The organism is Pantoea hericii (assembly GCF_014155795.1).
In the GTDB taxonomy this organism is placed as follows: Bacteria; Pseudomonadota; Gammaproteobacteria; order Enterobacterales; family Enterobacteriaceae; genus Pantoea; species Pantoea eucalypti.
In genome coordinates, this window is sequence record NZ_SCKV01000007.1 from 21,605 (window position 1) to 32,783 (window position 11,179).

The window sequence follows — 11,179 nt, forward strand, 5'->3', positions numbered from 1 at the left end:
GGCCCCATTCCTACGCCGTCTCACCACGCAGTTTCTTCGCCGCCGTCACCATATTCGCCAGCGCCTGACGCGTCTCCGTCCAGCCACGCGTCTTAAGACCGCAGTCCGGGTTTACCCAAAGACGTGTTTCCGGAATCCGTTTCGCCGCCTTCAGCAACAGTGCTTCTATCCACTCCACGCTGGGAACATTGGGGGAGTGAATATCATAGACGCCGGGCCCGATTTCATTCGGATACTCGAAATCTTCAAACGACTCCAGCAGGTCCATGTCAGAACGCGAAGTTTCGATCGTGATGACATCCGCATCCAGGGCTGCGATGGCGTCCATAATGTCGTTAAACTCGCAGTAACACATATGCGTGTGAATCTGGGTTTCATCCCGCGCCACCGCCGCATTCAGCCGGAACGCTTCAACGGCCCAGTTCAGATAGGTCGCCCACTCAGACTGATGCAGGGGCAGACCTTCACGCAGCGCAGGCTCATCAATCTGAATAATCCCGATGCCCGCCTTCTCCAGATCTTCCACTTCATCACGCAGCGCCAGCGCGATCTGCTTAGCGATGATTTCACGTGACACATCTTCACGCGGGAATGACCAGCAGAGAATCGTCACCGGACCGGTCAGCATCCCTTTTACCGGCTTGTCCGTCAGCGACTGGGCATAGCGGGCCCACTCCACAGTGATCGCCTCCGGGCGACTGATATCGCCAATAATGACAGGCGGTTTCACACAGCGAGAACCGTAGCTCTGCACCCAGCCGTTCTGGGTAAAGACAAAGCCGTCCAGATGCTCGCCGAAGTACTCAACCATATCGTTACGTTCTGCTTCGCCATGCACCAGCACATCAAGCCCCAGCCGCTCCTGCTCGGTAATCGCCTGTTTAATGTGCTCCGCGATGCCGGTGCGGTAATGACTGCTGTCAAGACGGCCCTGTTTAAAGTCGAGACGCAGGCCGCGAATTTCAGTGGTCTGTGGAAAAGAGCCAATGGTGGTGGTAGGCCAGGCGGGCAGATTGAAACGCTGACGCTGCAGGACGGCGCGAACCGGGTAAGCACTCTGCCGCTCACTGTGCTGTGGCGTGATGGCCTCCAGACGCTGCCCCACCGCCGCATTATGCACCCGTCGGGAGTGAGCACGGGCCTGCACCGGCGCGCTCCAGGCGTCCAGCGACGCCGCATCATTGTTGTTCAGAGCCTGACTCAGCAGCGAGAGCTCAGCACATTTCTGCAGCGCAAAGGCGAACCAGCTTTTGACTTCGTCATCCAGGCGGGTCTCGACACTCAGGTCGATCGGGCTGTGCAGCAGTGAGCAGGAAGATCCAATCCACAGCTGCTCACGCTCTCTGGTCAGCGGTTGCAGGCGACTGAACCAGCGGCTCAGATCGGCGCGCCAGACATTACGTCCGTTGATCACGCCCAGCGACAGCAGCCAGCTGGCGGGGAGTTGCTGATTCAGCTGCTTAATATCATCATTGCCATGGACCAGATCGACATGCAGGCCCTGCACCGGCAGCGCACGAATCACATCAATGTTCTGGCCGATGCTGTCAAAATAGGTGGTCAGCAGCAGCTTGCTGTGGCCCTGCAGAGCGTCATACGCCAGCTGAAAGGCGTCGCGCCAGGTCTGCGGCAGCTCCAGCGCCAGGGCGGGTTCATCAATCTGTACCCATTCGATGCCGCGCTTTGCCAGTTCCGCCAGCACCTGCTGATAGACCGGCAAAATCGCCGCCAGCAGCGACAGACGTTCAAAGGGTTCACCTTTGACTTTACCCAGCCACAGATACGTCACCGGCCCGAGCAGCACCGGCTTAATGTTATGGCCCAGCGCCAGCGCCTCATCAACCTCGTCCAGCAGCTGAGTCCAGCTCAGTTTAAATGTCTGGCCCTGAGTAAATTCCGGCACGATGTAGTGATAGTTGGTGTTAAACCATTTGGTCATTTCTGCCGCCGCCGCGGGTTCGCCAGTCGGCGCACGCCCGCGCCCCACGCGAAACAGCGTATCCAGATCAACGGTGCCCTCTGTGTTCTGATGACGTGCAGGCACATTGCCCAGCAGCAGGCTGGTGGTCAGCACATGATCATACCAGGCGAAATCGCCGACCGGCAGCAGATCGACGCCCGCCTCTTTCTGCTGTTGCCAGTGTCGCGCCCGCAGCTCGCGGCCCGTCGCCAGTAGTGCCTGCTGCGTGCTGTCGCCTGCCCAGTAACTCTCCAGTGCTTTTTTCAGTTCACGGCGCAGGCCAATACGGGGAAAGCCGAGGGTATGGTTGAGGATAGTCATGTGCTGTTCTCCAGATAATCTTTCACTTTGGCTAAAATGGGCAGCCAAAGATGTTTAGCCGTCCAGATGTTTACACTGCTATAATCTGCGGGTACTGTATGTCGCTCAAGCGCAATATGTTCATTTTCGATGTGAAGGACTCTCATGATCGAACTCAAGCACCTGCGGACGCTTCAGGCTCTGCGCAATACGGGATCGCTGGCGGCGGCGGCGGCCCAGCTTCATCAGACGCAATCGGCGTTATCTCATCAGTTCAGCGATCTGGAGCAGCGGCTGGGATTCCGCCTGTTCGTGCGTAAAAGTCAGCCGCTACGCTTTACGCCGCAGGGGGATATTCTGCTGCAGCTGGCTGAGCAGGTGCTGCCGCAGATTCAGCAGGCGTTGCAGGCCTGTCATGAGCCGCATCAGACCACGCTGCGGGTGGCGATTGAGTGTCACAGCTGCATTCAGTGGCTGACTCCCGCGCTGGACAAGTTCCGCCAGAGCTGGCCGCAGGTGGTGATGGATTTCAAATCAGGCGTGACCTTTGATCCGCAGCCCGCTCTGCAACAGGGTGAGCTGGATGTGGTGCTGACCTCCGACATTCTGGCGCGCTCGGGCCTGTTCTACTCGCCGATGTTTGATTATGAAGTGCGGCTGGTACTGGCGACGGACCACCCGCTGGCGCAGGTTGAGCAGATTTCGCCAGAAGATTTGGCCGATGAAGTGTTAATGATCTATCCGGTTCAGCGTCAGCGTCTGGATATCTGGCGTCACTTCCTGCAGCCAGCGGGCGTGAGTCCGGCTCTGAAAAGTGTGGATAACACCCTGCTGATGATTCAGATGGTGTCGGCGCGCATGGGGATTGCCGCACTGCCGCACTGGGTGGTGGAGAGTTTTGAGAAGCAGGGTCTGGTCGTTACCCGCACGCTGGGCGATGGCCTCTGGAGCCGTCTTTATGCCGCCGTGCGCGAAGGCGAGCAGCGTCAGCCTGTGCTGGAAGCCTTTATCCGCTTTGCCCGTCAGCACGCCTGCGAGCATCTGCCATTTGTGCGCGACGCCGCGCTGCCCGGTGCAGTATTACAGCGGTAATCCGGCGGGCACAAACCTGCGCGAACGCGGGCGAAATCCCCTATAATGCGCAGCCTGTCGACTGAACATGAGAAGATCTCACCATGACTAACAATGATATTCTGCGCAGCGTGCGCTACATGCTCAATCTGAGCGATGCCAAAATGGTGGAGATTTTTGCGCTGGCGCAATGTGACGTGCCGGTAGCGGATATTCAGGCGTGGCTGAAAAAAGATGACGATGCCGCGTTTCGTCCCTGCCCGGATGTGCTGATGGGTTATTTTCTGAATGGCCTGATCTTTTACCGTCGTGGCAAAAGTGAAGATGCGCCCGCGCCGTCCATAGAACGCAAGATGACTAACAATATCTTCATGAGAAAGCTGCGCATCGCTTTTGATCTGAAAACCACCGACATTCCTGATGTCCTGAAGCGTGTGAATTTTACTGTTTCACAGGCTGAGATTGGCGCGATTTTCCGCAAACCGGATCATAAGAACTATCGCGAGTGTGGCGACCAGATTCTGCGCAACTTCCTGAAAGGGCTGGCGATGATTCAGCGCCCTAAGAGTGAGAAGCCTGCCTGATATGGCGCCATCCAGTCGGAAATGGCGGGTTGCTGCGTAAAGACGGCGTAAATCCATCCCTGGAGCCTCGACCGCCGCATCCCTGCGGCGGACGCTTTACTTCTCAACCCGCCATCCCCTCCTTCATATTCGCTCTGAGTCCTTTGTTCAACTGCGATGATGCTGTTAAGTCTCCAGGGCTGGCGCGTCTGAAGAGCGAAGCGTCCGGGCCAGGGATGGCCCGGCCGATCCACAGCGAGGTGAGATTCCTTCGCGATCGGACGCGCCAGCCCGGGAGGCCGCAGTCCGGCTACAGCAACGGTTTGTCCCAGCACCTAATGATTACCGGTCACTACGCCCCACCACCCACCGCTTATGCACCCACAGTGAGGCGAGGATCACCAGCGCGCCCGCAATAAAGCTCGGCCAGTGCGGCTTTTCCTGCCAGATAGCCAGATTCACCAGCAGCCCGGCGGGAACGTGCATGTTATTCATAATGCCCAGCGTACCGGCATCGACCTGCGTCGCACCGTAATTCCACATAAAATAGCCGAGACCGGAAGCTGCCACCCCCAGCCAGACCAGAATGCCCCACTGCAATGAAGTCGTCGGCAACTTCTGCGGGTTACCCCAGGCACACCAGGCGATCACCGCAATCAACACTGCCCCCAGATAGAACCAGGAGAAAGCGGTATGCTGCGGCATGGGTCGGGTCTCCTGCAGACGCTTATAACCTACCATTCCCGCCGCAAAGCAGATGTTTGCCAGCTGCACTAACAGCAGGCCAAACCAGAAATGATCGCTGACTTTGTCATAGCGAATAATGGCCGCGCCTGCCACCGCCAGCAACGCACTGAAGATATAGCCGATGCGCAACGGACGACGGCTGATCAGATCATAAATCAGCGTCACGTAGAGCGGGGTCATCACCGTAAACAGCAGGAACTCCGACACGCTCAGGTAGAGATAGGCTTCGAAGCTCAGCAGATACATCACGCCCAGCTGCAACATCCCCACCAGCATATAAAGCAGCAATGTCGAAGGGCGATGGCCGCGCCAGCGCAGGAAAGGGAGAAACACCAGCGCAGCAAGCGCCAGACGCATGAGCACAGAGAACCAGCTGTCTACCTGACCGGCAAGATACTCGCCAATCAGGCTGAACGAAAAGGCCCACAGAATGGTGGTAATAATCAATAAAAACACGGTGACGATCCCGAAATAAACAGGCCGTCAGTGTAAACAATGTGCAGCACTCAGGCTGTTAAATCTGGTTGACATCTGATTACTAACCAGGCGATTAAAACGCCCGAAAAATGACTTGTTTACACTTACTGACATAAGCGGTGCCGGAATGGGTTTTATGCCAGATAAAATGCGCGAAATGATCCATCGGATGATCATATTCGCTCTCAACTGTAATAAAACTGTAACAAATGTGTCACTCATCACAGTAACGTTGCGCAACTAACACTATTCTTTGCGCGAAATGGAACATCCTGCGTCCATTTTTTTCTGCTCTTTTCCTGCCCCAACCTGCTGGGAATAAAAAACCATAATGTGCCCTGGAGGGCCTCACTGATGCTGAGCATTTTTAAACCTGCACCACGTCAGCCGCAGGTGGCGGAGGATCATGTCGATCCGCTCTACCGTCGCCTGCGCTGGCAAATTTTCATCGGGATCTTCTTTGGTTACGCGGCCTACTATCTGGTCAGGAAAAACTTCGCACTCGCCATGCCCTATCTGGTGGAGCAGGGTTTTTCACGTGGCGATCTCGGTTTTGCCTTATCCGGCATCTCCATTGCCTACGGCTTTTCAAAATTCATCATGGGCTCGGTCTCTGACCGATCAAACCCGCGCGTCTTCTTACCGGCTGGCCTGATTCTGGCAGCAGCAGTGATGCTGATTATGGGATTTGTCCCCTGGGCGACGTCCAGCATCATGGTGATGTTCGTGCTGCTGTTTGTCTGCGGCTGGTTCCAGGGCATGGGCTGGCCACCCTGTGGACGTACCATGGTTCACTGGTGGTCGCAGAAGGAGCGCGGCAGGATTGTCTCGGTCTGGAACTGTGCGCATAACGTGGGCGGCGGTATTCCGCCTCTGCTGTTCCTGCTCGGCATGGCCTGGTTCAACGACTGGAAAGCAGCACTTTACATGCCAGCGTTTGGCGCGATTGCCATTGCAATTCTGGCCTTTGCGCTGATGCGGGACACCCCACAATCCTGTGGTCTGCCGCCGATTGAAGAGTACAAAAACGACTATCCGCCTGATTACGATGCCAGCCACGAAGAGGAGCTGACGGCAAAACAGATCTTCATGAAGTATGTGCTGCCAAACAAATTGCTGTGGTACATCGCGCTGGCCAACGTCTTTGTCTACCTGCTGCGCTACGGCATTCTCGACTGGTCGCCGACCTATCTGCGCGAAGTAAAACACTTCACGCTGGATAAATCGTCGTGGGCCTACTTCCTCTATGAATATGCGGGGATTCCGGGCACGCTGCTGTGTGGCTGGATGTCGGACAAAGTGTTCCGCGGCAATCGCGGTGCAACCGGGGTGTTCTTTATGACGCTGGTGACCATTGCAACTGTGATCTACTGGCTCAACCCGGCGGGTAATCCTGGCGTCGACATGGCCTGCATGATCGTGATTGGCTTCCTGATCTACGGCCCGGTGATGCTGATTGGTCTGCACGCGCTGGAACTGGCACCGAAAAAAGCGGCGGGCACGGCAGCGGGCTTCACCGGCCTGTTCGGCTATCTGGGCGGATCGGTGGCGGCCAGCGCCATTGTCGGTTACACCGTCGATTATTTCGGCTGGGACGGCGGCTTCATGGTCATGATTGCGGGCTGTGTGCTGGCGGTTATTCTGCTGTTACTGACCATGGTCAGCGAACACAAACACAAAAAGACCCTCGCCTGACGGCCATAAAAACAGGGCCGGTTATCCGGCCCTGTTTTACGTTGACGGCTTAAGCCAGATAGAGCGTGCGAAGCATCTGCGGCACCGCATCATCGGCATTCGACCCAATCACATCCAGCGCTGGCAGCGTATCTTTCAACCGCTGATGGGCGTTCTGCATGATAAAGCCTTTACCCGCCATGCTCAGCATCTCCACATCATTCATGCCGTCGCCAAAAGCGATACAGCTTTTCAGCGTGTGGCCCAGCGTCTTCGCGACCGCCTCCAGCGCATGCCCTTTCGACACGCCGCCCGCCATCACTTCCAGACAGGTGGGCAGCGAGAAACTGACATTAACCCGGTCGCCCCAGCGCGCTTCAATCGCCTGCTCCATCGGAATCAGATGCTCAGGATTTTCGCAGGTGAAGAAAACCTTGCTGATGTTATCAGTAGGCAACAGACCCGGCTCATAGACCTGATAGTTGAAGACCGACTCGCGGAAATAGTCCTGCTCCGCCGGGCTTGAACGGCTGACAAACCACTCATCGTCGCGGTAAACGTGCGTCAGAATATCGCTGTGATGATACTGCAGACCAAACAGATCGCTGGCGATGTCCTCATCCAGATTATGACTGAACACCAGTTCGCCCTGTGCGTTGTGCACGCGCGCGCCGTTTGAGGTGATCATATAGGCAGGAATGGCCAGGCTGTCGCGCATCTGTCCGACATCAATATGATGACGGCCAGTGGCGAACACAAAGTGAATATCTTTCGCGACCAGCTGCTGCAGTGTTTCACGCGCAAAAGGGGTCAGACGATGTTCGGGAGAAAGCAGCGTGCCATCCAGATCGGATGCAACGATGTGATACATGAAAACCTCGGGTATCTGGTTCTGCCGGTTTAACCGGTCGGATAAAAAACGTCAGTGGTGCGATGAAAAAAAGTCGACCACTGCATTGAGTGCTTCGGCGCGCATCTCATCCTTTTCAAACAGGATCTCATGACGCGCACCCTCGATCACCCGTGGCTTATTGCCCTCACACGGATGACCCGCCGCGGCCATTGCGGCACAAAACAGATCCTGTGAACGATTGTCGACCACCCGATCGTCGCTGGCCTGTAACAGCAGTAGCGGCGTGGTGATCTTATCGACCTGACTGATAATATTGCGACCGGCATGGATGCCTTCACGCACCCAGTGGTAGGTTGGCCCGCCGACGCGAATTGCCGGATCGTCCGCATAAAATCGCAGGTTTCGCCGGTAACGCTCGGTGCTGTGCGTCAGCCGGTTAATGCCAAACGGGTGCGCGCGCCAGCGTCCGGTGCCGAGCGCATAGCCATCGCGCATAGCCGGACGTTTCTCCGCCCAGTCAAGAAGCCGATGGGCCAGAAATGAGGGCAGCGGCAAGGCAATGCCAAACATCGGCGCCACTAACGCTGCCGCATGAAACGCCTGCGGCTGACGCGCCAGGAACAGCGTTAAGATTGCGCCACCCATCGAGTGAGCCAGCGCATAGCGCTGCTGATAGTGACCGCTGACAATTTCTTTAAGATAGAGCGTTTCAAGATCGTCGACGTAATGGGTAAATTCTGCCACGTGACCGCGGTGTGAATCTTCCAGCAGGCGATCGGAACGCCCCTGACCGCGATGGTCCAGGATCACCACATCAAATCCGCAGTGAAACAGATCGTACGCCAGCTCAGGATATTTTATGTAACTCTCGATGCGTCCCGGCACAATCAGGATCACACGCTTATGTTGCGGCGATGTGAAGCGGACATAGCGCAGCGTCAGATTTCCTACGCCGGTAAACTCCCGTTCTTCACGACTGTGCCAGAAATCGAGCAGCGGCCCGGTGGCGAAGGCAGCAAAGGCTTTTTCACGTCGCAGCCAACTGGCTTTGTGTTGATTCATTCGCCCTCCTGATGACCGGATACTGAGTCATGAATGCCATGCGCAGGCCGTAGCGTCGCGCTTATTTCTGGCGTATTGTGTCACAATTCCGTTACTAAAGAGAGCCTGACCCATGACCATCGAATGGTGGCTGACCTATCTGCTTACCACCACAATTCTCAGCCTGTCGCCTGGCTCCGGGGCAATCAACACCATGAGTACCGGTATCAGCCATGGCTACCGTGGCACGGTAGCGTCCATCTCCGGTTTGCAGGTCGGCCTGGCACTGCACATCGTGCTGGTCGGTATCGGACTGGGCGCGCTGTTTTCACAGTCGTTGCTGGCGTTTGAAATTCTGAAATGGGCCGGTGCAGCCTATCTGGTCTGGCTGGGTATTCAGCAATGGCGCTCCGCAGGTGGCATCGATCTGGATGCGGTCGCCAAAGCGATGCCGCGTCGTCGCCTGTTTAAACGCGCCGTGCTGGTTAACCTGACCAACCCGAAAAGTATCGTCTTTCTGGCCGCCCTGTTCCCGCAGTTTATCCAGCCGCATCAGCCGTTGTTTATGCAGTATCTGGTGCTGGGCGTGACCACCGTAGTGGTCGATATCATCGTGATGATTGGCTACGCCACGCTGGCCACACGCATTGCTGGCTGGATTAAAGGCCCAAAACAGATGAAGTTAATGAACCGTATTTTCGGTGGTCTGTTTATGGCGGTGGGCGCGCTACTGGCCAGCGCCAGAAAGATCGCTTAAGGCCTTACGCGCCGACACGCTGAGGTCGGCGCGATCCTGCCCTGCATCACATTCTCCTTTTCCTGGCACCACTACGATGCGGTCAATGGCACCGCACGCAACACAATAATGCCCGGTTTTGATCGCATATACTCCCTGAATGGCGTATCGACCACTTTGCGATGAGCGGCCAGCGAAGAGGCGTTCCTGAACCACAACCGTCCATCATGCCAGACGGCAATCCCAACGTGCGACACATCCAGTCCCTGAGCGTTGGTATAAACGCCAATGTAATCGCCGGTCTGAATCTGCTTCAGTACCTGCGATGTGATGGCGCGGGCTGGGATGTAAGTAATGCGTCGGGGAACCACACCCAGACCGGGCAGCCTTTCTTTTCCGCTGACCTCACGATTCAGTTGCTTCACCACCGTCACCGCATCCAGGCTGAGTGTGCGGGTTATGTCAGTGGCATTACGCGGGCTTTCAGCAAACCAGTCGGAAAAAAAGTGACGCCGTTTCAGGTAGCTGACTTCTCCACCCGCGTAACGCGTCCGAACCAGGTTAGCCTCAAAGCTGGCGCGATCGTGGCTGCGGCTTAGCGCCTGAACGTAATCAAGCAGCGTGAAACAATCCACTCCGTTGAAATTGATCACCAGCGCTTCTGGTGTTTCGGGCGAGCCGATCAGCGTATCCGCCTGATAAGGCGTACCGAGAAACGCAGCGGAGATCTGGTTAATTCTTTCGCCCTGCTGCTGCTCAGACACCGGAGGCAACTGCGCCAGGATGGCCGATATCCTGTCTCCCTTCACCTGGTCAGGAACGCGATAATGGGCAGCCTCAGGCGCGGCGCAGGCGCTGATGCAGAACGCGATTAACAACACTAACAGGGGTTTTGTGTTCATTATCATCTCCATGAAAACAGAGTCCGTCGATACGACCATACCGGAGGTGAAGATTTCATTAATCAAAGAAGGGTGACGATTTATACGCGGTTGTAACAGTGGGGCGTTAACAGGTGCAGTTTGTGACAGTCGTCACGCACGTGAAGTTCAGAGAGATACCACAGGCAATGAAGTTTTGCCGGATGCGCAATGCGCTCTCCGGCATAAAGGGATTGCAGCGCTTAACGTGAAATAATCAGGTGGATACCAAAACCGGCAAACAGGACGCCTGCCATGCCATCGACCCACTTTGCCAGGCGCTGATATTTAGCGCGGATCCACGGTAGCGCAAAGATAGCCGCGACCAGGGCAAACCAGGCAAAGGTTTCACCAATGATCAACAGGAACAAGCCCCAGCGCTCTGCCGAACCCACATCATCACCGACGAACAGCGAGAAGACGCTACCGAAGTAAATAATCGCTTTAGGATTCGACAGGTTCGTCAGCAGGCCTTTGAGAAAGCTCATTCCGCGTTTCGGCAGCTCAACTACGGGCTCATCCTGCTGCGGCTGTTTGTGTCGCTGACGTGCCGAACACATCAGCTGCCAGCCCATCCACAACAGATAGAGTCCACCACCGACCATGATGATCTGATGCAGCCACGCCATTTTTTCCAGGATCAGGTGCAGTCCCATCAGCGCCACGCCCGCCCAGACAACGATACCCAGCGTAATACCCAGTACCCCCATCATCGCCTCTTTACGCGAGCGGCTGGCGGCGGTTTGCGATACGAAAAAGAAATCAGGGCCGGGGCTCATCAATGCCACCAGATGAACCAGCGCAACCGTTGCGAATAACATCAGCATAATCAGTGTC

10 protein-coding genes are annotated in these 11,179 nt (G+C 56.2%); 4 read left to right on the top strand and 6 right to left on the bottom strand.

All coding sequences use genetic code 11. The annotated features are described in order from the left end of the window. Window positions 1–10: 10 nt before the first annotated feature. Window positions 11–2,281 (bottom strand): 5-methyltetrahydropteroyltriglutamate--homocysteine S-methyltransferase, encoded by a 2,271-nt coding sequence (metE, locus tag H7K52_RS15555; protein WP_182630201.1) that lies wholly within the window; start codon window positions 2,279–2,281, stop codon window positions 11–13. A 144-nt stretch (window positions 2,282–2,425) separates the two neighbouring features. On the opposite strand from metE, the gene metR reads away from it, so the two are divergent. Beyond that, window positions 2,426–3,352, top strand: a complete 927-nt coding sequence (gene metR, locus H7K52_RS15560) for an HTH-type transcriptional regulator MetR (RefSeq protein ID WP_003854400.1) — start codon at window positions 2,426–2,428, stop codon at window positions 3,350–3,352. An 83-nt stretch (window positions 3,353–3,435) separates the two neighbouring features. Then, window positions 3,436–3,915 (top strand): YehS family protein, encoded by a 480-nt coding sequence (locus H7K52_RS15565; protein WP_003854397.1) that lies wholly within the window; start codon window positions 3,436–3,438, stop codon window positions 3,913–3,915. A gap of 321 nt (window positions 3,916–4,236) precedes the next feature. Here H7K52_RS15565 and H7K52_RS15570 read toward each other — a convergent pair whose 3' ends face one another. Next, window positions 4,237–5,097 carry a carboxylate/amino acid/amine transporter gene (locus H7K52_RS15570; RefSeq protein WP_003854395.1) on the bottom strand — a complete coding sequence of 287 codons (861 nt, stop codon included), beginning with the start codon at window positions 5,095–5,097 and terminating at the stop codon, window positions 4,237–4,239. 375 nt (window positions 5,098–5,472) lie between these two features. On the opposite strand from H7K52_RS15570, the gene glpT reads away from it, so the two are divergent. After that, window positions 5,473–6,813, top strand: a complete 1,341-nt coding sequence (gene glpT, locus H7K52_RS15575) for a glycerol-3-phosphate transporter (RefSeq protein WP_003854394.1) — start codon at window positions 5,473–5,475, stop codon at window positions 6,811–6,813. 49 nt (window positions 6,814–6,862) lie between these two features. Here glpT and yigL read toward each other — a convergent pair whose 3' ends face one another. Together yigL and pldB are read right to left on the bottom strand one after the other, a co-directional pair. Beyond that, the gene (gene yigL / locus H7K52_RS15580; protein ID WP_003854392.1) at window positions 6,863–7,663 is read right to left on the bottom strand and encodes a sugar/pyridoxal phosphate phosphatase YigL; all 801 of its coding nucleotides are present in this window, start codon (window positions 7,661–7,663) and stop codon (window positions 6,863–6,865) included. 51 nt (window positions 7,664–7,714) lie between these two features. After that, window positions 7,715–8,707, bottom strand: coding sequence for a lysophospholipase L2 (gene pldB, locus H7K52_RS15585; RefSeq protein WP_003854390.1), 993 nt, complete (start codon window positions 8,705–8,707; stop codon window positions 7,715–7,717). A gap of 112 nt (window positions 8,708–8,819) precedes the next feature. Between pldB and rhtB the strand changes: the two genes are divergently transcribed. Then, on the top strand, window positions 8,820–9,443 hold the full coding sequence (gene rhtB, locus H7K52_RS15590) for a homoserine/homoserine lactone efflux protein (protein ID WP_003854387.1): 624 nt from the start codon (window positions 8,820–8,822) through the stop codon (window positions 9,441–9,443). A gap of 71 nt (window positions 9,444–9,514) precedes the next feature. On the opposite strand, the gene H7K52_RS15595 is transcribed toward rhtB, so the two are convergent. Further along, on the bottom strand, window positions 9,515–10,324 hold the full coding sequence (locus tag H7K52_RS15595) for a DUF1460 domain-containing protein (protein ID WP_182630202.1): 810 nt from the start codon (window positions 10,322–10,324) through the stop codon (window positions 9,515–9,517). 221 nt (window positions 10,325–10,545) lie between these two features. Beyond that, window positions 10,546–11,169 carry a threonine export protein RhtC gene (rhtC, locus tag H7K52_RS15600; protein ID WP_008926442.1) on the bottom strand — a complete coding sequence of 208 codons (624 nt, stop codon included), beginning with the start codon at window positions 11,167–11,169 and terminating at the stop codon, window positions 10,546–10,548. Window positions 11,170–11,179 lie beyond the last annotated feature (10 nt).